General features: G+C 62.6%; 25 protein-coding genes and 1 other RNA gene. 11 read left to right on the forward strand and 15 right to left on the reverse strand.

The annotated features are described in order from the left end of the window. Positions 1–135: 135 nt before the first annotated feature. The 5 genes from ppx to BW992_RS08375 form a co-directional block, all read right to left on the reverse strand. A complete protein-coding gene (gene ppx / locus BW992_RS08355; protein WP_076405992.1) occupies positions 136–1,638 on the reverse strand; it encodes an exopolyphosphatase in 1,503 nt (500 codons plus the stop codon). 199 nt (positions 1,639–1,837) lie between these two features. Then, on the reverse strand, positions 1,838–2,575 hold the full coding sequence (locus tag BW992_RS08360; protein ID WP_072430932.1) for an amino acid ABC transporter ATP-binding protein: 738 nt from the start codon (positions 2,573–2,575) through the stop codon (positions 1,838–1,840). Continuing rightward, the gene (locus tag BW992_RS08365) at positions 2,562–3,212 is read right to left on the reverse strand and encodes an amino acid ABC transporter permease (RefSeq protein WP_076405993.1); all 651 of its coding nucleotides are present in this window, start codon (positions 3,210–3,212) and stop codon (positions 2,562–2,564) included. The genes BW992_RS08360 and BW992_RS08365 overlap by 14 nt, the downstream gene beginning before the upstream one ends. Beyond that, complete coding sequence (locus BW992_RS08370; RefSeq protein WP_076405995.1) at positions 3,209–3,889, reverse strand: amino acid ABC transporter permease; 681 nt, start codon at positions 3,887–3,889, stop codon at positions 3,209–3,211. The genes BW992_RS08365 and BW992_RS08370 overlap by 4 nt, the downstream gene beginning before the upstream one ends. A gap of 21 nt (positions 3,890–3,910) precedes the next feature. Further along, positions 3,911–4,696 (reverse strand): transporter substrate-binding domain-containing protein, encoded by a 786-nt coding sequence (locus tag BW992_RS08375; protein ID WP_076405997.1) that lies wholly within the window; start codon positions 4,694–4,696, stop codon positions 3,911–3,913. Between the two features lie 254 nt (positions 4,697–4,950). Here BW992_RS08375 and BW992_RS08380 point away from each other — a divergent pair, with 254 nt between their 5' ends. The 6 genes from BW992_RS08380 to BW992_RS08405 all read left to right on the forward strand — a co-directional run bounded on the left by BW992_RS08380 (position 4,951) and on the right by BW992_RS08405 (position 11,194). Continuing rightward, positions 4,951–5,658, forward strand: a complete 708-nt coding sequence (locus tag BW992_RS08380) for a FadR/GntR family transcriptional regulator (RefSeq protein WP_076406000.1) — start codon at positions 4,951–4,953, stop codon at positions 5,656–5,658. Between the two features lie 121 nt (positions 5,659–5,779). Then, entirely contained in the window at positions 5,780–6,109 is a 330-nt protein-coding gene (trxA, locus tag BW992_RS08385; RefSeq protein ID WP_072390882.1) for a thioredoxin TrxA, read from the forward strand. Between the two features lie 239 nt (positions 6,110–6,348). Beyond that, positions 6,349–7,608 carry a transcription termination factor Rho gene (rho, locus tag BW992_RS08390; RefSeq protein ID WP_003206716.1) on the forward strand — a complete coding sequence of 420 codons (1,260 nt, stop codon included), beginning with the start codon at positions 6,349–6,351 and terminating at the stop codon, positions 7,606–7,608. A gap of 124 nt (positions 7,609–7,732) precedes the next feature. Then, positions 7,733–9,199: a 4-hydroxy-3-polyprenylbenzoate decarboxylase gene (ubiD, locus tag BW992_RS08395; protein WP_072458546.1), complete on the forward strand. Its 1,467-nt coding sequence runs from the start codon at positions 7,733–7,735 to the stop codon at positions 9,197–9,199. Then, positions 9,199–10,167 carry a CDP-6-deoxy-delta-3,4-glucoseen reductase gene (locus tag BW992_RS08400; protein ID WP_072390479.1) on the forward strand — a complete coding sequence of 323 codons (969 nt, stop codon included), beginning with the start codon at positions 9,199–9,201 and terminating at the stop codon, positions 10,165–10,167. The genes ubiD and BW992_RS08400 overlap by 1 nt, the downstream gene beginning before the upstream one ends. Before the next feature lie 358 nt (positions 10,168–10,525). After that, positions 10,526–11,194 carry a gamma-glutamylcyclotransferase gene (locus tag BW992_RS08405; RefSeq protein ID WP_072430928.1) on the forward strand — a complete coding sequence of 223 codons (669 nt, stop codon included), beginning with the start codon at positions 10,526–10,528 and terminating at the stop codon, positions 11,192–11,194. Here the strand turns inward: BW992_RS08405 and glpT are convergent. Both glpT and BW992_RS08415 read right to left on the reverse strand, forming a co-directional pair. Continuing rightward, positions 11,170–12,519, reverse strand: a complete 1,350-nt coding sequence (gene glpT, locus BW992_RS08410; RefSeq protein ID WP_072390475.1) for a glycerol-3-phosphate transporter — start codon at positions 12,517–12,519, stop codon at positions 11,170–11,172. The two genes, BW992_RS08405 and glpT, sit on opposite strands and share 25 nt — an antisense overlap. 285 nt (positions 12,520–12,804) lie before the next feature. After that, on the reverse strand, positions 12,805–13,782 hold the full coding sequence (locus tag BW992_RS08415) for an NADPH:quinone oxidoreductase family protein (protein ID WP_076406002.1): 978 nt from the start codon (positions 13,780–13,782) through the stop codon (positions 12,805–12,807). Positions 13,783–13,932: 150 nt separating this feature from the next. Between BW992_RS08415 and BW992_RS08420 the strand changes: the two genes are divergently transcribed. Further along, positions 13,933–14,349, forward strand: a complete 417-nt coding sequence (locus BW992_RS08420) for a flagellar basal body-associated protein FliL (RefSeq protein WP_072390879.1) — start codon at positions 13,933–13,935, stop codon at positions 14,347–14,349. Positions 14,350–14,409: 60 nt separating this feature from the next. On the opposite strand, the gene BW992_RS08425 is transcribed toward BW992_RS08420, so the two are convergent. From BW992_RS08425 to BW992_RS08440, 4 genes are all read right to left on the reverse strand, one after another. Next, complete coding sequence (locus tag BW992_RS08425) at positions 14,410–15,528, reverse strand: ABC transporter permease (protein WP_072390469.1); 1,119 nt, start codon at positions 15,526–15,528, stop codon at positions 14,410–14,412. Beyond that, entirely contained in the window at positions 15,528–18,254 is a 2,727-nt protein-coding gene (rbbA, locus tag BW992_RS08430; protein ID WP_076406004.1) for a ribosome-associated ATPase/putative transporter RbbA, read from the reverse strand. The genes BW992_RS08425 and rbbA overlap by 1 nt, the downstream gene beginning before the upstream one ends. Beyond that, positions 18,251–19,216, reverse strand: coding sequence for an HlyD family secretion protein (locus BW992_RS08435; protein WP_072458549.1), 966 nt, complete (start codon positions 19,214–19,216; stop codon positions 18,251–18,253). Before BW992_RS08435 ends, rbbA begins: the two co-directional genes overlap by 4 nt. Positions 19,217–19,297: 81 nt before the next feature. Beyond that, entirely contained in the window at positions 19,298–19,747 is a 450-nt protein-coding gene (locus tag BW992_RS08440) for an EVE domain-containing protein (protein ID WP_072390460.1), read from the reverse strand. 195 nt (positions 19,748–19,942) lie between these two features. Here BW992_RS08440 and BW992_RS27060 point away from each other — a divergent pair, with 195 nt between their 5' ends. Next, positions 19,943–20,089 carry a hypothetical protein gene (locus BW992_RS27060; protein ID WP_092179885.1) on the forward strand — a complete coding sequence of 49 codons (147 nt, stop codon included), beginning with the start codon at positions 19,943–19,945 and terminating at the stop codon, positions 20,087–20,089. Positions 20,090–20,124: 35 nt separating this feature from the next. Here BW992_RS27060 and BW992_RS08445 read toward each other — a convergent pair whose 3' ends face one another. The 4 genes from BW992_RS08445 to BW992_RS08460 form a co-directional block, all read right to left on the reverse strand. Then, the gene (locus BW992_RS08445; protein ID WP_072390457.1) at positions 20,125–20,730 is read right to left on the reverse strand and encodes a 5-formyltetrahydrofolate cyclo-ligase; all 606 of its coding nucleotides are present in this window, start codon (positions 20,728–20,730) and stop codon (positions 20,125–20,127) included. A 116-nt stretch (positions 20,731–20,846) separates the two neighbouring features. Next, positions 20,847–21,026, reverse strand: a non-coding RNA gene (ssrS, locus tag BW992_RS08450) — 6S RNA. A gap of 30 nt (positions 21,027–21,056) precedes the next feature. Next, positions 21,057–21,374 carry a cell division protein ZapA gene (locus BW992_RS08455; RefSeq protein WP_072390454.1) on the reverse strand — a complete coding sequence of 106 codons (318 nt, stop codon included), beginning with the start codon at positions 21,372–21,374 and terminating at the stop codon, positions 21,057–21,059. Next, positions 21,371–21,580: a TIGR02449 family protein gene (locus BW992_RS08460; protein WP_017845111.1), complete on the reverse strand. Its 210-nt coding sequence runs from the start codon at positions 21,578–21,580 to the stop codon at positions 21,371–21,373. Before BW992_RS08460 ends, BW992_RS08455 begins: the two co-directional genes overlap by 4 nt. A 121-nt stretch (positions 21,581–21,701) precedes the next feature. Here BW992_RS08460 and BW992_RS08465 point away from each other — a divergent pair, with 121 nt between their 5' ends. Genes BW992_RS08465 through ubiH form a run of 3 tightly spaced genes read left to right on the forward strand, consistent with a single transcriptional unit; the run spans position 21,702 to position 24,814 of the window. Continuing rightward, entirely contained in the window at positions 21,702–22,256 is a 555-nt protein-coding gene (locus tag BW992_RS08465; protein ID WP_072390451.1) for a YecA/YgfB family protein, read from the forward strand. A gap of 27 nt (positions 22,257–22,283) precedes the next feature. Further along, the gene (gene pepP / locus BW992_RS08470; protein WP_072390448.1) at positions 22,284–23,618 is read left to right on the forward strand and encodes a Xaa-Pro aminopeptidase; all 1,335 of its coding nucleotides are present in this window, start codon (positions 22,284–22,286) and stop codon (positions 23,616–23,618) included. After that, positions 23,615–24,814 (forward strand): 2-octaprenyl-6-methoxyphenyl hydroxylase, encoded by a 1,200-nt coding sequence (gene ubiH, locus BW992_RS08475; protein ID WP_072390445.1) that lies wholly within the window; start codon positions 23,615–23,617, stop codon positions 24,812–24,814. The genes pepP and ubiH overlap by 4 nt, the downstream gene beginning before the upstream one ends. Positions 24,815–24,878 lie beyond the last annotated feature (64 nt).

Here is a 24,878-nt window from a genome sequence, read left to right on the forward strand (position 1 = left end):
CAGCCCTGAAACCTGCCAGCCCGTTGTGTCAGGTTGATTACCTTCCCACTCTCTGGGGCCGCTTCGCGGCCCGGCGGGGCGGTGCGACGTTTCGCTAAATCCCCTCGCCACAATGGATCTGTGTTGTGGCGGGGCTCAGTGAATGCTCAGCACGATCCCGACCCGGGTCAGCCACTCGGCTTCCTGGGCGAAGTCGGCCTGGGTCAGTTGGTTTTCTTCCAGCCAGCCGTCGGGGAACATCACATCCAGTTGATCGCCATCGGCGCGCAGGGCGACCTGGGGCATTTCCTGGGTGCCGCGGATGTGGTGGAACAGGATCGCGAAACGCAACAGCACGCACAGGCGAATCAGCTTGATGCCGTCGTCGCCGAATTCGGCGAACTTGTCCTTGGGGATATTGCGCCGATGGCCGCGCACCAGCAGGGCGAGCATCTGCTGGTCTTCCCGGGAAAAGCCCGACAGGTCGGAATGCTCGATCAGGTAGGCGCCGTGCTTGTGGTAATGGTAGTGCGCGATGTCCAGCCCCACTTCGTGGACCTTGGCGGCCCAGCTGAGCAGCTCGCGCCAGATGCCATCGCCCAGGTTCCAGTCGTCGGCCACCTGGTCGAAGGCGTGCAGTGCCTTGCGCTCGACCCGCACGGCCTGTTCCTGATCGACGTGGTAACGCTCCATGAGCGAGCCCAGGGTGCGCTCGCGGACGTCCTCGTGATGGTGGCGGCCCAGCAGGTCATAGAGCACGCCTTCGCGCAGGGCACCTTCACAGTGGTCCATGCGCTGCAATTCGAGGGCATCGAAGATCGCTTCGAGAATCGCCAGGCCCGCCGGGAAGATCGCTCGGCGGTCGGGCTTGATGCCCTCGAAGTCGATCTTGTCCGACTCGCCCAGCTTGAATAGCCTGCGCTTGAGCCAGGCCAGGCCCTCGGCGTTCACTTCACCGTTGCCATGGCCGCCGGCCTTGAGCGCCAGGCCGATGGCGCGGATGGTGCCCGAGGAGCCGATGGCTTCGTCCCAGGTCAGGCGGTGCAGGGCGTGTTCGATGCTCATGATTTCCAGGCGCGCCGCCGTGTAGGCCTGGGCGTAGCGGGCCGGGGTGATCTTGCCGTCACGGAAATAACGCTGGGTGTAGCTGACGCACCCCATCTGCAGGCTTTCGCGCAGCAGCGGCTCGAAGCGTTGGCCGATGATGAATTCGGTACTGCCGCCGCCAATGTCCGCCACCAGTCGCTTGCCAGGGGTGTCGGCCAGGGTATGGGACACGCCGAGGTAGATCAGGCGGGCTTCTTCACGTCCGGAAATGACTTCTACCGGATGGCCGAGGATCTCTTCGGCACGGCGGATGAACTCGCCGCGATTGCGCGCCTCGCGCAGGGCGTTGGTGCCCACGATCCGCACCGCGCCCAAGGGCATGCCGTTGATCAGTTGGGCAAACCGCTTGAGGCAATCGAGCCCGCGCTGGATGGATTCTTCGCTCAGCTTGCGTTCTTCGTCGATGCCGGCGGCCAGCTGGACCTTCTCGCCGAGCCGCTCAAGAATGCGGATTTCCCCGTTCTGGGCCTTGGCGACGACCATGTGGAAGCTGTTGGAGCCCAGGTCTATGGCGGCGATCAGGGACAGATTCTTGGCTTGGGATGGCGGCATGGTCAAAAGGTCTCGGTCGATAACCTTGCCATCCTGCCACGATCGCTCGCTTACGCCAACGCAAAGGCGACCGCTTCGCGGTCCGTCGCGAGCAGGCTCGCTCCCACACCTGTTTTGTCTCGCCTGCGCAATAGCCGGCAACCGCGAACCTGTGGGAGCGAGCCTGCTCGCGATGAGGCCAGAGCCGGCAGCGCAAATCTCAGGCCACAGGCTCGGCCGTTCCGATGAAATTGGCCAGCTCCGGTGTCTGCGGATTGGCGAACAGCACCTTGGGATCTCCCACCTCGTGCACTTTGCCCTGATGCATGAACACCAGCTTGTCCCCCACCTCGCGGGCGAAACGCATTTCGTGGGTGACCATGATCAGGGTCATGCCTTCCTTGGCCAGTTGCCGGACCACGCTGAGCACTTCGTTGACCAGTTCCGGGTCCAGGGCCGAGGTGATCTCGTCGCACAGCAACACCTTGGGAGACATCGCCAGGGCGCGGGCGATCGCGACCCGTTGCTGCTGGCCGCCGGAGAGGCGCTCAGGGAAGGCGTCGAATTTCTCGGCGAGCCCGACCCGATCCAGCATCTGTCGAGCCAGTTCGGTGGCCTTGGCCTTGGAGACTTTCTGTACCACCTGTGGGGCGAGCATCACGTTTTCGCCAACGGTCAGGTGCGGAAAAAGGTTGAACTGCTGGAACACCATCCCGACTTTCTGGCGCAGGCTGCGCAGGTCGGCACGGGCCGAGTCCAGGTACTCGCCGTCCACTTCGATGACGCCGTCGTTGATCGATTCCAGGCCATTGAGGGTGCGCAGCAAGGTGGATTTGCCCGAGCCACTGCGGCCGATGATCGCCACCACCTGGCCTTCCTCGACGCTCAGGTCGATGCCTTTGAGCACGTGATGATCGCCGTAGTATTTATGCAGGGCGGTAATTCTAAGCAGAGGCATGCAGTCTCCTTTCCAGGTAGCGCGCGCTGAGGGACAAGGGGTAGCAGAGCAGGAAGTATCCGAGAGCCACCAGGCCATACACCATGAAGGGCTCGAACGTGGCGTTGGCGAGCATGCCGCCGGTCTTGGTCAGTTCGGTGAAGCCAATGATCGAGGTGACCGCCGTGCCCTTGATCACTTGCACCGAGAAACCCACGGTCGGCGCCACGGCGATGCGCAGGGCCTGGGGCAGGATCACGTAGCGCAACTGCTCCAGCCGGTTCAGTGCCAGGCTCGAGGACGCTTCCCATTGACCGTTGGGGATGGCCTCGACACAGCCGCGCCAGATCTCTGCCAGATAAGCACTGGTGAACAGCGTCAGGGCAATGGCCGCGGCCATCCAGGGAGAAATCTCCACCCCGGCCAGGGCTACGCCGAAGAACACCAGGAACAGCTGCATCAGCAAGGGCGTGCCCTGGAACAGCTCGATGTAGGTACGGGCGACATGACGGGGCAGGGCGTTCCTGGAGATGCGCAGCACCATCACCAGCAAGCCGATCACGCCACCGCCCACGAACGCCACCAGTGACAACGCCACGGTCCACTGCAGGCCCGTGAGCAGATTGCGCACCACGTCCCAGAATGTGAAATCGCTCATTGGCTGCTCCCGGTGCCGTTCCTGTACAGGCAGCGCCGGCCCAGCCAGTTCAGTAGCTGGCGGATCAGCAGGGCCATGCACAAGTAGATCAGGGTGGTCAGTGCGTAAGTTTCAAAGGCGCGGAAGTTGCGCGACTGAATGAAGTTGGCGGCGAAACTCAACTCTTCGGTGGCGATCTGCGAGCACACCGCCGAGCCCAGCATCACGATGATGATCTGGCTGCTCAGGGCCGGCCAGACCTTGCCCAGCGCTGGTAGCAGCACCACGTGACGAAAGGCCTCGAAGCGGCTCATGGCCAGGGCCGCGGCAGCTTCCAGCTGGCCCCGCGCAATGGCCTGGATACCGGCACGGATGATCTCGGTGCAATAGGCACCCAGATTGATCACCATCGCCAGGACCGCCGCTTGCCATTCGGAAATCTGCAGGCCCAGGGACGGCAAGCCGAAAAAGATGAAGAACAGTTGCACCAGGAACGGCGTGTTGCGGATCAGCTCCACGTACACGCCGAAGATCGACGCGAACGGCCGGATGTTCCACGCCCGCACCACGGCGCCCACGATACCCAGGCCAACCCCGAACAATGCGCCGATGGCCGTCAGCTCCAGAGTGAACAACGCGCCGCGCACCAGCAGCTCAGTGTTTTGCACCACGGGCAGAAAGTCGAACTGATAAGCCATGCTCAGCCCCTCGAACGCCGGTCAGAGATCGGCCGGCAGCGGTTGCTTGAGCCAGGTCTGGGAATTCTTCTCCAGGCTGCCGTCGGTCTTGGCGGCGGCCAGGATCTGGTTCACCTTGGCCAGCAGCGCGGGTTCGTTCTTGTTCACGCCGACATATACCGGCGAATCCTTGAGTTTCACTTTCAGCGCCGGGACACGCTTGGGATTGCGTTCGCTGATGGCGACCATCACCACGTTGCCGCTGGCGATCAGGTCCACCTGGCCTGCCAGGTAGGCGGCGATGGTGGAATTGTTGTCTTCGAAGCGTTTGATGGTGGTGCCTTCAGGCGCGACCTTGGACAGCTCAATGTCTTCGATGGCGCCACGGGTGACGCTGACGGTCTTGCCCTTGAGGTCTTCCAGGCCATTGATGGCGGCTTCGGGCGGGCCGAACACAGCCAGGTAGAACGGCGCGTAGGCGCTGGAGAAGTCGATGACCTTTTCCCGTTCCGGGTTCTTGCCCAGGCTGGAGATCACCAGGTCGACCTTGCCGGTGGTCAGGAAAGGAATGCGGTTGGTGCTGTTGACCGGCGTCAGTTCGAGCTTGACCTTGAGCTGGTCGGCCAGCAGTTGCGCCGTATCGATGTCCAGGCCGCGGGGCTTCATGTCCGGACCTACCGAGCCGAATGGCGGAAAGTCCTGGGGAACCGCGACTTTGAGGGTGCCGCGCTTGACCACGTCTTCCAGGCCATCAGCGTGGGCGGGCAGCTGACAGAGCATCAGGCTGGCAAACAGGGCAGTGAGCAGGGCGCTGCAACGCTGGATCATGACGAGTCTCCGGAATCGATGAGGTGATTTCTGGGTTTCGACAGAGCACGGGCCGTGCCAAAGCGATTCATGAGGTGCCAAAGCCACGGTTTTACAGGCGGCGCGCGGTCTTACTGGTCTGAACAGTTGCGCCGGGTTTTGCACCGTTATCGAGCGTTGGTGTTGGCCGCCGAACCCCGGCGGGGCACGACTTGCCGGGCGCGACGAATAGTTTTACAACTAGCCGCTCATTGGCCCGGTTCGTCGAAAAAAACATGAATTCCATCTCTCGCGCCGTTCCTGAAGTGGCGTTGCAAGCCATCCGCAAACTGATTGCCGAACAGGGCATCGGGCCGGGCGATGCGCTGCCGTCGCAGCGCGACCTGGCCATGCAGCTGGGAGTGAGCCGGGCGTCGCTGCGCGAGGCACTTTCATCACTGAGCGCCCTGGGCATGATCAGCGTGCAACCGGGCAAAGGGGTGTTCGTGCAATCGCTGGTGGAGGTTTCGCGCAACGAGTCGACGCCGGGCTGGCCGTTCGCGGCCCAGGCTTCGCCCATGGATATCTTCCAGTTGCGTTATGCACTGGAAGGCTTCGCGGCCGGGATAGCGGCGGTGACGCTGACCCCTGGCGAGCTCGATGTGCTGGAGGACAATGTGGAGGCCATGCGCTGCGAATTGAAGTCCGGGCATTTCGACGCGGCGGCGCGGCTGGATTTCGAGTTCCATCGACGAATCCTGCTGGCCAGCGGCAACCAGGCGATGCTGAGCATCCTTACCGCCAGCGCCGAGATCTTCCTGGAGAGCCAGAAGCTACCGTTCATCCGGGCCGAGCGGGCGATGGAAACCTGGCAGGAGCATCGCAAGATCCTGCGCGCCCTGGCCCGCCGTGCATCGGGCCCCGCGCAAAAAGCCATGCAGGAACATGTACGTAACGCTGCGCTGCGCACTGGAATCGCCTTTGTGGCGCCCGCCGCTTCGTGAGCCGGGCGATACACGGTTGCATGCCTCGTCATAGCGAGACTCAATCAACTGCGGCTTCCTGAACCCGGGAAGGGCCGTTATGATGGGCCACGTTTTTTTGCTGATGACCCCGGAGATTTCCATGAGCAGCGATCTGATCAAACACGTTAGCGACGCTAGCTTCGAAGCTGATGTACTCAAGGCCGAAGGCGCAGTGCTGGTCGACTATTGGGCTGAGTGGTGCGGTCCGTGCAAGATGATCGCGCCGGTCCTGGACGAAATTGCCGAGACCTACAAGGACAAGCTGACCGTTGCCAAGCTGAACATCGATGAAAACCAGGAAACTCCCGCCAAGCACGGCGTGCGTGGTATCCCGACCCTGATGCTGTTCAAGAACGGCAACGTCGAGGCCACCAAGGTCGGCGCACTGTCGAAGTCGCAATTGGCGGCTTTCATCGACGCCAACCTCTAAGCGCTGAATGCCGTTGTAAAAGCCCCGCCAATCGCGGGGCTTTTTCGTTCCCCGGGGCTAGACGCTCGTAAATCCAGGTGTTACATTCGGCCCCGCACTGGTTTCTCCAGTGCCCCCTGCAAGCCGTCGCCGACGCTCTCCTTTCGAATAAGTACGCGATCCTGTCGCCTTCTCCGCGGCGCGGCCTCATTAAGCCAAAAGCTTAATTTCCCCTCCATAAATGATTACGTCATTCCTATATGAATCTGACTGAACTCAAGCAAAAGCCGATTACCGAACTGCTCGAATTGGCCGAACAGATGGGCATAGAAAATATGGCCCGTTCGCGCAAGCAGGACGTGATTTTCTCCCTGCTCAAGAAGCACGCGAAGAGCGGCGAGGAAATCTCCGGTGATGGCGTGCTGGAGATTCTCCAGGACGGCTTCGGCTTTCTCCGTTCCGCGGACGCTTCCTACCTTGCCGGCCCGGACGATATCTACGTCTCGCCGAGCCAGATCCGTCGCTTCAACTTGCGCACCGGTGACACCATCGTTGGCAAGATTCGCCCTCCCAAGGAAGGCGAGCGTTACTTCGCACTGCTCAAGGTCGACACGATCAACTTCGATCGTCCGGAAAACGCGAAGAACAAGATCCTGTTCGAAAACCTGACCCCGCTGTTCCCGACGGTGCGCATGAAGATGGAGGCCGGCAACGGCTCCACCGAAGACCTCACCGGTCGTGTCATCGACCTGTGCGCCCCTATCGGCAAGGGCCAGCGTGGCCTGATCGTGGCGCCGCCGAAAGCGGGCAAGACGATCATGCTGCAGAACATCGCGGCCAACATCGCCCGTAACAATCCTGAAGTTCATCTGATCGTGCTGCTGATCGACGAGCGTCCTGAAGAAGTGACCGAGATGCAGCGCACCGTGCGCGGCGAAGTGGTCGCCTCGACCTTCGACGAGCCGCCGACCCGCCACGTGCAGGTAGCCGAAATGGTGATCGAGAAGGCCAAGCGCCTGGTCGAACACAAGAAGGACGTGGTGATCCTGCTGGACTCCATCACCCGCCTGGCCCGTGCCTACAACACCGTGATCCCGAGCTCCGGCAAGGTGCTGACCGGTGGTGTCGATGCCCACGCCCTGGAAAAGCCCAAGCGCTTCTTCGGTGCCGCACGGAACATCGAGGAAGGCGGCTCGCTGACCATCATCGCCACCGCGCTGGTTGAAACCGGCTCGAAGATGGACGAAGTGATCTACGAGGAATTCAAGGGTACCGGCAACATGGAGCTGCCCCTGGACCGTCGTATCGCCGAGAAGCGTGTCTTCCCGGCCATCAACATCAACCGTTCCGGCACCCGTCGCGAAGAGTTGCTGACGGCCGACGACGAGCTGCAGCGCATGTGGATCCTGCGCAAGCTGCTGCATCCGATGGATGAAGTGGCAGCGATCGAGTTCCTGGTGGACAAGCTGAAAACCACCAAGACCAACGATGAGTTCTTCCTGTCGATGAAACGCAAGTAAATCGGGCAGGACAGGCAGTAGAAGCCGGGGAAACCCGGCTTTTTGCTATCTGTGCATTCACTATTCCGAACGGGCGGCGTTAAACTCGGGCCCCCGAACGCCACGGCCACCATGAGGCTTTTGCATGCAGTATCGCGATCTGCGCGACTTTATCAGCGGTCTGGAACAGCGCGGTGAACTCAAGCGCATCCAGGTGCCGGTGTCTCCCGTGCTCGAAATGACCGAGGTCTGCGACCGCACCCTGCGAGCCAAAGGCCCGGCGCTGTTGTTCGAAAACCCGACGGGCTTTGACATCCCGGTCCTGGGCAACCTGTTCGGCACACCGGAGCGAGTGGCCCTGGGCATGGGGGCCGAGGCCGTCAGCGAGTTGCGGGAAATCGGCAAGCTGCTGGCGTTTCTCAAGGAGCCCGAGCCGCCGAAGGGGCTGAAGGATGCCTGGTCCAAGCTGCCGATCTTCCGCAAGATCATTTCCATGGCACCGAAAGTCGTCAAGGACGCGATCTGTCAGGAAGTGATGATCGAGGGCGACGATGTCGACCTGGCCATGCTGCCGGTGCAGACCTGTTGGCCGGGCGACGTGGGCCCCTTGATCACCTGGGGCCTGACGGTTACCAAGGGGCCGAACAAGGAGCGCCAGAACCTGGGCATCTACCGCCAGCAGGTGATTGGTCGCAACAAGGTGATCATGCGCTGGCTGAGCCACCGCGGCGGTGCGCTGGACTATCGCGAGTGGTGCGAGAAACACCCCGGCCAGCCATTCCCGGTCTCGGTGGCCCTGGGGGCGGACCCGGCAACCATCCTCGGTGCTGTCACGCCCGTGCCGGACAGCCTCTCCGAATATGCCTTCGCCGGCCTGCTGCGGGGCAATCGTACCGAACTGGTGAAATGCCGCGGCAACGACCTGCAAGTCCCGGCCACCGCCGAGATCATCCTCGAAGGCGTGATCCACCCAGGCGAAATGGCGGACGAAGGACCATATGGCGATCACACCGGCTATTACAACGAAGTCGACAGCTTCCCGGTGTTCACCGTCGAGCGCATCACCCACCGGACCAAACCGATCTACCACAGCACCTACACGGGACGTCCACCGGATGAGCCGGCGATCCTCGGCGTGGCGCTGAACGAAGTGTTCGTGCCGATCCTGCAGAAGCAGTTTCCGGAAATCACCGACTTCTACCTGCCGCCGGAAGGTTGCTCGTATCGGATGGCCGTGGTGACCATGAAGAAGTCGTATCCAGGGCATGCCAAGCGGGTGATGCTGGGGGTATGGTCGTTTCTACGACAGTTCATGTACACCAAGTTCGTTATCGTCACTGACGACGATATCAATGCACGGGACTGGAACGACGTGATCTGGGCCATCACCACGCGCATGGATCCCAAGCGCGATACGGTGATGATCGACAACACGCCCATCGACTACCTCGACTTCGCCTCGCCAGTGTCCGGCCTGGGGTCGAAGATGGGGCTCGATGCCACGCATAAATGGCCCGGTGAAACCACTCGTGAGTGGGGCCGGGTTATCGTCAAGGATGAAGCCGTTACCCAACGGATCGATGCCATCTGGAATCAGTTAGGAATAGATTGATGCGTGTAACCCTGCAGCCTTCCGGCGCGATACTTGAGATACAGCCCGCCGAGCGGATTCTCGATGGTGCGCGGCGCCTGGGCTATGAATGCCCGCAAAGCTGCCGCAACGGCAATTGCCATGTCTGTGGTGCGCTGCTGGTGGAAGGCCGCGTCCAGCAGGCTGGCGAAGTGCGCGATCACGGTGAGATTTTCACCTGCATCGCCGAGCCCCTGGAAGATTGCGTGGTGCTATGGGATGGGGTGCTGGCGCCGGGGGAGTTGCCGGTGCGCAACCTGGCCTGCCAGGTGGTCGAGTGCGTCGAGGTGGGCGGCGATGTCTGGCGGGTCAACCTGCGTGCGCCAGCGGGCAAGCCGCCGCGTTATCACGCCGGGCAATACCTGATGATCGAACGGGAGAACGGTGAGAAGTCGGCTTTCTCCCTGGCTTCGGCGCCGCATTCCGGACGAGACCTGCAACTGCACGTGCTGGTGCGTGAAAACAGTGCGCGAATGCTGCTTGAGCAGTTGCGTCGCAACCCCAGCGTGCGCGTCGAAATGCCGTTTGGCGACACTCACTTGTCCGAATTGCCGGAGGGTCCGCTGGTGCTGATTGCCGCCGGGACCGGCATGGCGCAGATGCACAGCCTGATCGAGCATTGCCGCGCAGCAGGTTTCAACCACCCGGTCCATCTGTACTGGGGCGTGCGCCGTCCGGAGGATTTCTACGAAATCGAGCATTGGGACGAGTGGAAGAAGCTTGCGAATCTGTTCCTGCACAAAGTCGTCAGCGACGTGTGTGGCTGGGAAGGACGCTGTGGGATGCTCCACGAAGCGGTATGCCAGGACATTGACGATCTCTGCGGTGTGCATGTCTACGCCAGCGGTTCGCCGGCCATGATCTACGCCACTCTCGATGCACTGGTCGAAGCCGGAATGGACGCCCACCAAATGCGCGCCGATGTGTTCGCCTATGCGCCGCGGGCTTGAGTAGCACGCATTGATCCAGACCCAGGATTTGCTTTTGTGGTGAGGGGATTGATCCTGTTGCGAAGGGATTTATCCCCGTTGGGCTGCGCAGCAGCCCCCCTTACAAGACCCCCGCATTAAGCCGGCCTACCGGGTTGACTGCTTTCAGGAGCTGCTGCCTAGCCCGGCAGCCCCTCTCCAAAGATATATATCTGCACATATGCCCATTCGATATTTAGCTCATGAGCCAGATGCCGTTAAGGTATATGCCATCGCCCCATCATTCATGGCATTCAATTTGCGTCGCTTCGCTCAGACGTCAGCCCCCTGACGCGCGACGGTCCACTTCCAACCCGCGAGGAGCCAACCGCTACCGGCCATGACCGCTATCGAATCCGCCATCCCCTGTGTCCCGTACCCACCGCGGCTCGACCTGGGGCCACAGCTGACTGGCGAGCAATTGCTCGCTTCGATGCAATCGACCATGCGCCTGCACCAAGGTGGCCCGGTCTGGTTGTTCGCCTACGGTTCGTTGATCTGGCGGCCGGAGTGCACAGCGGTGGAGCGGGTGCGCGGGCGAGTCCATGGTTATCATCGCGGCCTGTATCTATGGTCCCATGAACACCGTGGCACGCCGGAGTTGCCGGGGCTGGTGTTCGGGCTGGACCGCGGCGGTTCGTGCAGCGGTTTCGCTTATCGGTTGCCGCAAGAGAACCTCGAGGACTCGCTGTTTGCCTTATGGCAGCGCGAGATGCCCTTCCCGTCGTATCGGCCCCACTGGCTCAGTTGCCGCCTCGAAAATGGCAACCGGGTGCAGGCGCTGGGATTCGTACTGGAGCGACACCTGCCCAGCTATGCCGGCAACGTGCCGGACCATGTGCTGAACCAGGTGTTCGAAAGTGCGTGTGGGCGTTATGGCACGACCCGCGATTACGTCGAGCAGACCATCCAGGCCCTGCGTAGCCACGCCATGCCAGACCGGAATCTGGAGGCGCGGCTCAAGCGCTGCGGGTCAGTGCGCGATCAGGCCGTCACTTCTCGGCTCTGACTGGCGACTTGCTTGTGCCCCAGGGTGGGCGCGAGGAAGGCCATTGCCAGCAGGCAGGCGCCCACCAGCAGGACAAAACCGCCGTTCCAGCCGAAATGGTCCACGGTATAGCCCATGGCGGCACTGGCCGCGACCGAGCCGCCCAAGTAGCCAAACAGACCGGTGAAGCCGGCAGCGGTGCCAGCGGCTTTCTTCGGTGCCAGCTCCAGCGCCTGCAGGCCGATCAGCATGACCGGGCCATAGATCAGGAAGCCAATGGATACCAGGGCGATCATGTCGACGGTCGGGTTGCCCGCCGGGTTCAGCCAGTACACCAGCGTCGCCACGGTCACCAGCGCCATGAACACCATGCCTGTCAGGCCACGGTTGCCACGGAAGATCTTGTCCGACATCCAGCCGCACAGCAGCGTGCCCGGAATACCTGCCCACTCGTAGAAGAAATACGCCCAGGAGCTCTTGTCCACCGTGAAACCCTTGGCTTCCTTGAGGTAGGTGGGCGCCCAGTCCAGCACACCGTAGCGCAGCAGGTAGACGAACACGTTGGCCAAGGCGATGTACCACAGCATCTTGTTGCGCAGCACGTACTTGACGAAGATTTCCTTGGTGCTGAATTCGTTCTCGTGGCTGGCGTCGTAACCTTCCGGGTAATCGTCCTTGTATTTCTCGATGGGCGGCAGGCCCACCGATTGCGGGGTGTCGCGCATGGTCGCGAAGGCGAACAGCGCAACCATCAGCGCCACGGCCGCCGGGACATAGAACGCAGCGTGCCAGTCATTGAACCAGCCCATTCCCAGCAGGAACAGTGGACCGATCAGGCCGCCGCCGACGTTATGCGCAACGTTCCACACCGACACCACGCCACCGCGTTCCTTCTGGGACCACCAGTGCACCATGGTCCGGCCACTGGGCGGCCACCCCATGCCCTGGGCCCAGCCGTTGATGAACAGCAGGATGAACATCATGGTCACGCTGGACGTCGCCCAAGGTGCGAAACCGAAAATAAACATCACCCCCGCAGAGACCAGCAGGCCGAATGGCAGGAAGTAGCGTGGGTTGGAACGGTCGGACACCAGGCCCATGAGGAACTTGGACAATCCATAGGCAATGGCGATGGCCGACATGGCCACGCCCAGCTGACCGCGGGTATAGCCTTCGTCGATCAGGTACGGCATGGCCAGGGAAAAGTTCTTGCGCAGCAGGTAGTAGCCGGCGTAGCCAATGAAGATGCCAGCGAAGATCTGCCAGCGAAGGCGTCGGTAGGTGCTGTCTATTTTTTCTTCAGGCAGAGGTGCCTGATGAGTGGCGGGACGAAAGAAAGCAAACATTCAAGGGCTCCAGATTCTTGTTATGACTGCGGATGCGAATGTTACAGTTTCGTTACCGAAAATAGCATTGCTTCTCATCGCTTAAATAGCAAAAACTTCCCGCAACGAATGTTCTTAAATGAACATGTCGCTCAGATATAAACAGATGGCGTTGTAGGAGATGTCGGCGCAGACCGTTTAGGCGTGATTCGATATCACGCCGCAAAGCTGCTTGAGGAAGGGGGGAGGGGAAAAAGCTCGTCCAGGGCGGCCTGCGCAAATCCGGCCAGGACCGCCCTGGTGCATTCAACGCACTTGCACGACCACCTTGCCAACGGCCTTTCGCTGGCCCAGGTCATTGATGGCCTGGGCGGCCTGGCTCAGGGGGTACACCTGGGAAACCAGCGGCTTGAGCTTGCCTTCGGCGAACCAGCCGAACAGCTGCTGGAAGTTGGCGGCGTTGTCCTGGGGCTGGCGCTGGGCGAAGGAGCCCCAGAACACCCCTACCACGGCGGCGCCCTTGAGCAACGCCAGGTTCACCGGCAACTCGGGGATGCGACCGCTGGCGAACCCCACCACCAGCAGCCGGCCATTCCAGGCGATGGCGCGAATGGCCTGGTCGAACAGGTCCCCACCCACCGGGTCGTAGATCACATCGGCGCCCTGGCCGTCGGTGAGGCGCTTGATTTCATCCTTCAGGCTCGTTTCGCTGTAGTCGATCAATTCGTCGGCACCCGCGGCCTTGGCCACGGCGAGTTTTTCCGCGCTGCTGGCGGCGGCAATCACCCGGGCGCCCATGGCCTTGCCGATCTCCACCGCGGCCAGGCCGACGCCGCCGGAGGCGCCCAGCACCAGCAGGGTTTCGCCGGGTTGCAGGTTGGCTCGCTGCTTGAGGGCATGCATCGAGGTGCCGTAGGTCATGCTGAATGCCGCGGCGGTGTTGAAGTCCATGGACGATGGAATGGGCAGGACGTTATAGCCCGGCACCGCGACCTGTTCGGCAAAGCTGCCCCAGCCGGTCAGCGCCATGACCCGGTCGCCGACTTTCAAGTGGCTGACCTTTTCGCCCACTTCACGGATGACTCCCGCCGCTTCGCCGCCGGGGGAGAAAGGGAAGGGAGGCTTGAACTGATACTTGCCCTCGATGATCAGCGTGTCAGGGAAATTCACCCCGGCGGCATGCACATCCAGCAACACTTCGTTCTTTTTCGCGACAGGGCTGGCGACTTCTTCCAGCACCAGCGATTCGGCGGGGCCGAATTCTTTGCACAGCACGGCTTTCATCAGGGCTATTCCTTTGGGAGTGTTGGCCGATAAGTGTAGGTGTGAGAGTCAATGGGTCAACGAGCATGCCCTGCCCTGATAGCCGGCCATAAGCTTGTGCTTGAGCGGCGGGGCGGTATGCTGGGCCGCAAACCGGATGAGGAGTCAAATGTGAAAGCGTGGATCATGTTGATGCTGGCCCTGTCGCTGCCTGTGATGGCGACGGCCGAAGAGGCCAAGGAGGCCAAGGAAGGCGAGGCGCCGAAGGTCAGTTACATCACCCTTAGCCCGCCTTTCGTGGGCAACTATGGCCTGGACGGTACGGCGAAGCTCAAGGTCTACAAGGCCGACGTGGCCCTGCGCGTCACGGGCGATGCCGCGGCGGCGGCGGTGAAGGCCAACGAGCCGCTGATCCGTAACCAGCTGGTTGCGCTGTTCGCCCAGCAGACCAGCGAGACGATGAACAACCTTGAAGCCAAGGAAAAGTTGCGTCAGGAAGCGTTGAAGCAGACCCAGCAGGTCATGAACGACGAGACAGGCAAGCCGATGGTGGATGACCTGCTCTTCAACAACCTGATCATCCAGTAGGTCGCTGCATCGCAGCCTCGAGGCACGCGCCGAGAATCGCGCGCGTGGCTCAAGGCCGCATCAAGAGGCCAGGCTCTTGCGGAACCGCCCCAGCGCGATCGCGAAGAACAGCAGCCCGATGGCCGCCAGCGCCAGCAGGTCCGGCCACACCACATCGACGCCAGCGTCACGGAACAGGATCGCCGCCCCCAGGCTGACGAAATGGGTGGATGGCGAGCCCTGCATCACCCACTGCAGCCATTGCGGCATGCTGTCCAGCGGCGTACTGCCGCCGGATAGCAGCAGCATCGGGATAATGACGGGAATCGACAGCAGCCCGAACTGTGGCGTGGAGCGAGCCAGGGTAGCCAGAAAAATACCCAGCGCGGTGCTGGCGAACAGGTAGAGGGCAGTCACTGCCAGGAAGAGTGGCAGGGAGCCGGCGAGGGGCACCCCCAGTGCGAACTTGACGACGACTTCCAGTGAGATCCAGGTACACAGGACCACCACCAGCATATTGCTGCAGATTTTCGCCAGCATGATCTCCAGCGCCGTCAATGGCAGCACCAGCAGGTGATCGAGGGTTCCGTGCTCGCGTTCGCGCAGCAGCGCAGTGCCCGTCAGGATGATGGCCAGGATCGTGATGTTATTGACGATCTGGATCACGGCCAGGAACCAGCCGCCTTCCAGGTTGGGGTTGAACAGTGACCGGGTGGCCAGCTTCACGGGCGTTCGCTCAGCCGCTTGCGCCTGGCCGCTGTAGCTCATCAATTCCTGCTGGAAAATCCGCCCGATGTAGCCGGCCCCCATGAAGGCCTGGCTCATGGCCGTGGCATCGACGTTCAGTTGCAGCGCCGGCTCGCGGCCGGCCAGCAGGTCGGTCTGGAAATTGGCGGGCACGTCGATGACAAACGTGTAGCGGCCACTGTCCATGACCTTGTCCAGCTCCCCATAGGGTAGCGCCACCGGTGTCTGGAACTCTGGTGGCTGCAGCGCCTGGGCCAGTTGGCGGGAGAGGTGGCTCTGGTCCTCATCCACCACCGCCACGCTGGCGTTGTGAACGCCGATGACTGAACCTGCGGCCGGCATGTAGATGGCCACGGTGAAGGCGTAGACCAGGAACAGCAGCAGGACCGAGTCATATCTCAGGCTGGTCAATTCCTTGAGTCCGAGGCGCCAGATGTGTGAAAGCGTATGCATCAGGCCTCCTGCTTCTTCAGCATGAGCAGGCTCAGCCCGGTGAATCCCAGGAAGAAGCCGCACAAGGCCAGGCATTGCGGCCACAGCTGGCGCAGGTCCAGGGCCTTGGTGAAGGTACCGACAGCAATGTCCAGGAAGTAGCCGGCGGGAAATAACTGGCCCATCAGCGCCGCGGAGCCTTCCAGGGACGAGCGCGGCACGATCAGCCCGGAGAACTGGATGGTCGGCAGGCTGGTGATGATCATGGTGCCGAGGATCGCCGCGATCTGGGTGCGGGTGAATGCCGAGATCAGCATCCCCATGCTGGTAGTCGCCAGCACGTAGAGCAGGCCGCCCAATGCCAGTGCCAGGCCACTGCCCTTGAACGGCACGCCGAACAACCAGCGATTCATCGCCGTCAGCAAGGCCAGGTTGATCAGGCTGACAACCAGATAGGGCGCCTGTTTGCCCAGGAGGAACTCCAGGCGGGTCAGTGGTGTGGCGTAGAAGTTGGTAATCGAACCGAGCTCCTTTTCCCGGACGATGCCCAGCGCTGTCAACATGGCCGGGATGAAGGCCAGGATCAGCGCCATGACCCCTGGGCCAATGGCATTCACGCTGACCACGTCCTGGTTGTAGCGAAACCGGGTCTGCAGCTTCGCCCCGGCCTGTGGGTTCAGCGCCGGGCTGCTCTGTTCGGCCAACTGCTCGAGATTGGCTTGATGCACGGCCTGGACGTAGTTACGGCTGGTTTCGGCGCGAAACGGCATGCCTCCGTCCAGCCAGGCGCCGACGGTGGGCTGCCGGCCGGCATACAGGTCACGTCCGAAGCCGGGCGGGATCTCCAGGGCCAGCTTGATTTCCGAGCGTTGCAGGCGTCGATGCAGCTCATCGGCGTCCCGGATGGCCGGTTGCTCCTTGAAGTAGCGTGAGCTGCGAAAAGCTTCCAGGTAAGCGCGGCTCTGCGGGCTCTGATCCTGGTCGAACACGGCGAATGCGAGGTTTTCCACATCCAGGGAAATGCCGTAGCCGAAGATCACCATCATGAACAGCGCCCCGAGCAAGGCGAATGCCATGCGGACCTTGTCCCGCAGCAGTTCCTTGCCCTCCCGGCTGGCGACGGCCAGCAGCCGACCGAGGCTCAGGCCATGCCGGTCTCGCGGGGCCTCGCTGCTGTCGAGGGTTACCGGGGGAGTGCCTGACTGGGTCTGACCCTGGGCCTGCTCCAGACAAGTGACGAACGCGGCCTCCAGGGTCTGGCCGTTGAATTGTGCCTGCAGGGCTTGCGGCGTATCGCAAGCCAGCACCTTGCCGGCGTGCATCAGCGAAATGCGGTCGCAACGCTGGGCTTCGTTCATGAAGTGCGTGGAGAGGAAAATCGTCACGCCTTGTTCGCGAGACAGCTCGATCAGCAATCGCCAGAAGTCGTCCCGCGCCGCCGGGTCGACGCCTGATGTCGGTTCGTCCAGGATCAGGACTTCCGGACGGTGCAGCACCGCCACCGCCAGTGACAAGCGTTGGCGCAGGCCCAGGGGCAGGGCGCCGGAAGGCTGGTCGGCGTGGTCCCGCAGCTTGAAGCGCTCGATCAGTTCTTCGATGCGGCTGCCACTTTCGGCCTTGGGCAGGTCGAACATCCTGGCGTGCAGGGCCAGATTCTGGCGCACGCTCAATTCGCCATACAGTGAAAAGCTCTGAGACATGAAACCTACCCGTTTGCGGGTGGCGAGGTCCCTGGCATCGACCGGGTTGCCCAGCAGCCGGGCGCTGCCTTCGCTGGCGGGCATGAGCCCGGTCAGCACTTTCATGGTGGTGGTCTTGCCGCAACCGTTGGAGCCCAGGAAGCCGAAGATCTCCCCGCGTCCAATCGCGAAGCTGACCTTGTCGACTGCCGTGAAGTCGCCGAAGCGCAAGGTCAGGTCGTGGGCCTCGATGGCGATGTCGGCGGTGTCGCTGTTCCTGGGCGGAATCGCCAACGGCTCGGTGTCGCGGCTGCTGTCGCCCTGGAAATGGGTAAACGCCGAGTCGAGCTTGCCGGTGGGAGTGACCGCCGCCAATTCCTTGCTCAATCCCTCGGCCAGCAAGCGACCGTTGTCGAGCATCAGGCAGTGCTCGAACTGCTCGGCCTCTTCCATATAGGCCGTGGCGACCAGCAGGGTCAGTTGCGGCCGTTGTCGGCGTACATCCTCTACCAGTTCCCAGAAGCGGCGCCGGGACAGCGGATCCACGCCAGTGGTGGGTTCGTCGAGAATCAGCAGGTCCGGTTCGTGGATCAGGGCGCAACACAGGCCCAGTTTCTGTTTCATGCCGCCGGACAGCTTGCCCGCCGGGCGGTCGGCAAAGCCCTGCAGATCGGTCGCCAGCAGCAGTTTGCCCATGCGCTGTTCGCACTCGCCCCGGGATAACCCGAACAGCGTGCCGAAGAACCGGACGTTCTCGCGTATCGACAAGTCCGGGTAAAGATTGCCTCCCAGCCCTTGAGGCATGAAGGCGATGCGACGATAGAGGGTGTTGCGATGGCGCCGCTCCTCGATCGAGGCGCCCAGTACCTCCAACCGACCCTGCTGGAGCTTCTTCACGCCGGCAATCAGCCCCAGCAGGCTCGACTTGCCTGCCCCGTCCGGGCCGATCAGGCCGCAACGGGTGCCGGCGGGCAGGCTGAAGGCGATGTCGCTCAGGGCGACATGCGGGCCGTAGCGGTGCTCGAGGCCTGAGGCGTGCAGTGCCAGCTCGCCGCCGCTGGCGTTCATTGCAGGTTGGCCGGCCAATCGACGGGGGCCGTGCGCACGTAGCCGGCGCCGGGCATGCCGGGCTTGGCCTGGGGAACTTCGCCGGGCCGGGTCAGGCGTATCTTGACCCGAAATACCAGTTTCTGGCGTTCGTCGCGGGTTTCGACTTCCTTGGGAGTGAACTGGGATTTGGCCGCCACGAAGCTGACCGTCGCCGGCAGCGGTCGCTCGGGCAGGGCGTCGAGCAACAGCCGCGCCTCGTCCCCCACGGTCAGCTTACCGGCCACCGACGCCGGCAGATAAAGGTTCATGTACTGGTCGTTCGGATCGATCATCAGTAGCACCCGTCCGCCTGCGCCCAACACTTCGCCGGGTTCGGCCAGGCGCAGCTGGATCACGCCGTCGATGGGCGCGCGCAGGCTGCTGTCGTCTATTTCGCTGGTCAGTTGGGCGACCTGGGCCAGGCTCGCACCGATGGCGGCGACGGCCGCCGATACCTGGGCCCGGGCCGCGTTGACGGCGGCGTTGGCGGTATCGAAGCGGGCTTGCTGCTGGTCGATGGTCTGTTCGCTGGCGTAGCCGCGCTTGAACAGTTCCTGGGTTCGCTTGAGCTCCTGGTGGGCGAGCAGTTGCTCGCTGTGTCGCAGTTGCACGTTGGCCTCGGTGGCCGCCAGGTTCTCCCGGGCCCGCGTCACTTCGGCCTCGGCCTGGTTGCGCTGGGCCTCGAGGGTCCGGGTGTCCATGCGCGCCAGCAACTGGCCCTTGACCACATGGTCGCCTTCATCGACATGGACTTGCGCCAGCCGGCCCGGGGTTTTGCTGGCGATCTGGACTTCGGTGGCCTCGAGGCGACCGTTGCCCATGCTCAGACCCTCCGGCAGGCGATCCTGCCGGGATTTCCAATAGCCGAATCCACCGGCGGCCAGCAACACTGCCATCAGGGCGACGACAAAAAAGCGAGAGAGGTGAGGGGGCGTCGACATGTCCGGCATCCTGCGGCTGTAGCGCTGCAGTCTAGCTGCACAATCCTGGGTCGAGCTTGATATCCATCAACTCATGACCTGTCAGCGCAGCGCTATGATCGCTGCCCACTGCTCGGGCGTCACCGGCATGACCGACAGGCGCGAGCCTTTGTGCACCAGTGGCATCTCGGCCAGGGCGCTCTGCTGCTTGAGCAAGTCCAGCTTCAGAACGCGGGGGAATGTCTCGACATGGCCCACGTCCAGCGCGCTCCAGGGGTTCTTGTCCGGACCGGCCTTCGGGTCGAAGTAAGGGCTATCGGGTTCCAGGGCCGTAGGGTCGGGATAGGCGGCCTTGACGATTTTTCCGATACCGGCGATTCCGGGTTCGGGGCAGCTGGAGTGGTAAAAGAAAAAGGTGTCGCCCTGGGCCATGGCCCGCAGGAAGTTGCGTGCCTGGTAATTGCGCACGCCATCCCAGCGTGCCTGGCCGAGCTGCTCCAGGCCTCGGATGGACAGTTCGTCGGGCTCGGATTTCATCAGCCAATGGGCCATGGTTTCTACTCCTGGAGACAGGGTTTGAAAAAAGTTCTACGATTTTATGACAAACCGACAGTCGGTTGACGCCAGTGTTTGCGTGTCGGTTCAGGTTGCCGCAAAATGCCGGCCTTCCAAGCTTGACGCTGCTGCACGGCCAATAAGAAAACCGCTGCTGTCATCGTGTGTGATATGCCTTGAGGGGGGCAATCGATGAAACGCAAACCGGATTTGTTGTGGATTCTGGTCATTCTGTTCGGCCTGGGTGTCGTGACCACGGGTTACGCCCAGAGTCTTTGGGCCAGCAAGACCGAAGCGCCGATGGATATCACCCAGCCCGCGCCGTCGCTTAAACGCTGAACCTGCCTTTCGGACGCCGCTGTCCAATGCGGCGTCTATTGCGCGATATACCAGCGCCTGTCACTGACCGTTCCTTGCAGCGGTACGTCCCAACTCGCCTGCGCCAGCCTTTCGACCTTCTGACATTCATGAGCCAGGCCCAGCAACGTCGGCTTTCGCCATTGCTTGCGCCGCGCCAGATAGGCCAGGCTGCGGTCGTAGAATCCACCCCCCATGCCCAGCCGGCCTCCCACATCGTCGAATCCCACCAGTGGCAACAGCACCAGATCCAATGCCCAGACCTTGCGTTGCCGGGCGATGCTGACATGGGGTTCAAGGATGCGAAAACGGTTGGGGCGCAGTTTCTCGCCGGGGCGGATGCGTTGAAAAACCATCTTGGTGCGAGGCCACGGGCTGAGCACCGGCAGGTAGGTGGCCTTGCCTCGACGCTGGGCGGCGCGCAGCAGCAGGCGCGGGTCGATCTCGCCGTCGTTGGGCAGGTACAGGGCGATATGCCTGGCACGGCGAAACAAGGGGTGCTGGGCCAGTTGCCGATAGAGGCCGCGGGCGGCTTCGCGTTGCTGGGCCGGTGTCAGGGCGCGGCGGGCCTGACGCAGCAGGCGTCGCAGTTGTGGACGAGGCAGTAGCGCGGGTTCGGTCATGGTCGGTGCTTGGAATGGTTCATGGACGCACAGCGTAACCGTAAACGATGCCACCAGAAATGCCGATGCCAGACACAACAATGCCAGTCTTGATGACTGGCATTGTCTGAAGATTCAGGCTCCCCGGATGAACCGCTGTCGGCTTAGCCCTTGAACCCGAGAGTTCAAGGTGGAAGTTGCAGGAGGCGTTAAGGCTTTCCGTCAAGCGGACATGCACACCGGCCCCAACGTGCAACCCCCGTGGTTGTGCGTATCGGCTCAGGGACATCACCAACTGGCAAGCACCCCAGGGAGTGAGGCGAGTATACCTCAGGCTGTCTCGCGAATCAGCCCTTGCTGACGTCCGGATCGGTGGCCAGTACCAGATCCACCCGTTCGAGCAGGTCGCGGACCTGTTCGCGGGTCGAGCCGCTGATCTGTACCTCGGGCGTATCCTGGCGATGCAAGAGGTCGTGGGTGATGTTCAAGGCGGCCATCACGGCGATGCGGTCGGCACCGATGACTTTGCCGCTGCTGCGGATCTCGCGCATCTTGCCGTCCAGGTAGCGGGCGGCGCTCACCAGGTTGTTGCGCTCTTCCTGGGGGCAGATGATCGAATACTCTTTGTCGAGGATCTGCACGGTAACGCTATTGCTTGAACTCATGAGTCTTGCTCCAGGGCCTTGAGGCGCGAAATCATCGATTCGACCTTACGCCGGGCGATTTCGTTTTTTTCAATGAGGTGCGCGCGTTCCTCGCGCCAGGTCTTTTCCTGAGCTAATAGGAGTCCGTTTTGACGCTTAAGTTGCTCGACCCGGTCAATTAGCAGCTCGAGTCTGGCCATCAGCGCTTGCAGGTCGGTGTCTTCCATTGTGATCCACTGTCTGATGGGGGATGTGGGTCGCACAGCCTTTAATGGTCTTGGCGAGTCTGTCGATGTAGGATACAAGGCCTCCATTCTAGACATAGCGCCGTCTGGCGCCTAGCTGCCCATGCCCATTCAGAATTCCCCGTATCAAGCTTTCGCCACCCTGCTGAGCACCAGCGGCCACCCCGTATCGCCTGCCGAACTGCATGGCCTGTTGCTCGGCCGCAGCTGCGCCGGTGCCGGCTTCGACGCCGAGGGTTGGCTGGCCGACGCCGCCGAGCTGCTGGAAGGCGAGCCGGCGGACAACGTCCGCAATGCTCTCATCGGCCTGCAGGAGATGGTCAAGGGTGAGTTGACCAGCGATGACATGACTGTCGTCCTGCTGCTGCCCACCGACGATGCGCCGCTGGCCGAACGCGCTGCCGCGCTGGGCCAGTGGTGCCAGGGTTTCCTTGCCGGCTTCGGCCTGACTCGCCGCGCCTATGCGCTGAGCGCCGAGGCGAACGAAGTGCTGCAGGACCTGGCGGCGATTTCCCAAGTCCAGGATGCCCTGGAAGAGTCCGATGACGGCGAAAGCGATTACATGGAAGTGATGGAATACCTGCGGGTCGCGCCCCTGTTGCTGTTCACCGAGACCCGGAAAACCGCCGAGCCGGCCGCCAAGCCGTCCTTGCACTGATTGCTGGAAAGGGAAAGCCGTCTGCCCATGATCCATATCCCGAAATCGGAATACAGCCGTCGCCGCAAGGCCCTGATGGCGCAGATGGAACCCAACAGCATCGCCATCCTGCCCGCGGCCGCCGTGGCGATCCGCAATCGCGACGTCGAGCATGTCTATCGCCAGGACAGCGATTTCCAGTACCTCAGCGGGTTCCCCGAGCCTCAGGCGGTGATCGTGCTGATGCCGGGCCGGGTCCATGGCGAATACATCCTGTTCTGCCGCGAGCGCAACGCCGAGCGTGAGTTGTGGGATGGCCTGCGAGCCGGCCAGGAGGGCGCGATCCGTGACTACGGCGCCGACGACGCGTTTCCCATCACCGACATCGACGACATCCTGCCGGGGCTGATAGAAGGCCGCGACCGGGTCTATTCGGCCATGGGCAGCAATCCCGAATTCGACCGGCACCTGATGGAGTGGATCAACGTGATTCGCTCCAAGGCCAACCTCGGCGCCCAGCCGCCGAACGAATTCGTTGCCCTGGATCATCTGCTGCATGACATGCGCCTGTATAAATCGGCGGCGGAAGTGAAGGTCATGCGCGAGGCAGCCCGGATTTCCGCCCGTGCGCATGTGCGGGCGATGCAGGCAGCGCGTCCGGGACTGTACGAATACAGCCTGGAAGCCGAACTGGATTATGAGTTCCGCAAGGGCGGGGCGAAGATGACGGCCTATGGCTCGATCGTCGCGGCGGGTCGCAATGGTTGCATCCTGCACTACCAGCAGAACGATGCGCTGCTCAAGGATGGCGACCTGGTGTTGATCGACGCCGGTTGTGAAATCGACTGCTACGCCAGTGACATCACGCGGACGTGGCCGGTCAACGGCCGGTTCTCGCCCGAGCAGAAGGCGATCTACGAGCTGGTGCTGGCCGCCCAGGAAGCCGCGTTCGCCGAGATCGCGCCAGACAAGCACTGGAACCAGGCCCATGAAGCGACCGTGCGGGTCATTACCGAAGGGCTGGTGCGCCTGGGGTTGCTGGAGGGGGACGTGGACGAGTTGATCGCCAGCGAAGCCTATCGCACGTTCTATATGCACCGTGCCGGCCATTGGCTGGGCATGGACGTGCACGACGTGGGTGAATACCGGGTCGGTGGCGAGTGGCGGGTGCTGGAAGTCGGCATGACATTGACCGTGGAGCCGGGCATCTACATCGCGCCCGGCAACCGCAGCGTAGCGAAAAAATGGCGCGGCATTGGCGTGCGCATCGAGGACGACGTGGTAGTGACCAAGAACGGCTGTGAAATCCTGACCAGGGATGTACCGAAGACAGTAGCCGAAATCGAGGCCCTGATGGCCGCCGCGCGGACGCAAGCGGCATGAGCCGGGTCAATCTGGCAATCATCGGCGGAGGCCTGGTCGGCGCGAGCCTGGCCCTGGCCCTGCAGGCCGGTGCCAAGGCCCGGGGCTGGACGATCACCCTGATCGAGCCTTTCGCCCCCGGCGACGCCTGGCAGCCGAGCTACGATGCCCGCTCCTCGGCGCTGTCGTTCGGTTCCCGGCAGATCTACCAGCGCCTCGGTCTCTGGCAGGAGGTTTCCCGTCGCGCCGAACCCATCAAGCAAATCCACGTGTCCGATCGCGGGCGATTTTCCACGGCGCGGCTGTCGGCCATGGAAGAGGGGGTGCCCGCCCTGGGCTACGTGGTGGAAAACGCCTGGCTCGGCCAGTGCCTGTGGCAGGGCCTGGACAGGGACGTAGTGAGCTGGCGGTGCCCGGCGCAGGTCATTCGGATGGAGCCCCTGGCAGGCGGCTACCGCCTGACCCTGGATGATGAAACCACCCTGGAATGCGACCTGGCGGTGCTGGCAGACGGCGGCCGTTCCAATCTGCGGGAGCAGTTGGGCGTAGGCGTGCGGCACCGTCCTTATGACCAGAGCGCGTTGATTGCCAATATCACCCCTGGCGAAGCCCATAACGGCATGGCCTTCGAACGTTTCACCGACGAGGGGCCGATGGCCCTGCTGCCGTTGCCGGAGAACCGCTGCGCACTGGTCTGGACCCGCCAGGGTATGGACGCGCAACGTCTGGCGGCCCTCGACGAGCGCAGTTTCCTGGAGGAACTGCAGGGCGTGTTCGGGTATCGACTGGGCATCCTCAAGCAGGTAGGCGCGCGCCATCTGTATCCGTTGGCGCTGGTGGAGGCCGAAGAGCAGGTGCGCCCGCACCTGGCGATCCTGGGCAATGCTGCCCATAGCCTGCATCCGATCGCCGGGCAGGGGTTCAACCTGTCCTTGCGCGATGCCCAGGCCTTGGCGGACGCCTTGCTCGACAGTGACACCCCGCCAGGGGACTTCGCCGTGTTGCAAGCCTATCGCGAACGCCAGCGACTGGATCAGAACCTGACGGTCGGGTTCTCCGACCAGGTGACTCGCCTGTTCAGCAGCAGCCTGCCGCTGGTTTCCCTGGGGCGTAACCTGGGCCTGCTGGGCCTCGACCTCTTGCCTGGGGCCAAGCGCTGGTTCGCCCGCCAGGCCATGGGCCTGGGAACGCGGCCCGATGTCTGGAGCGATGTATGAGCGATGCCATGGGCACCAGGTCCGATCAATCTTTCCAAGGGCGGCTGATGTCGCCCGCAGCACA

The sequence above is a fragment of the Pseudomonas sp. 7SR1 genome (genome assembly GCF_900156465.1).
In the GTDB taxonomy this organism is placed as follows: Bacteria; Pseudomonadota; Gammaproteobacteria; order Pseudomonadales; family Pseudomonadaceae; genus Aquipseudomonas.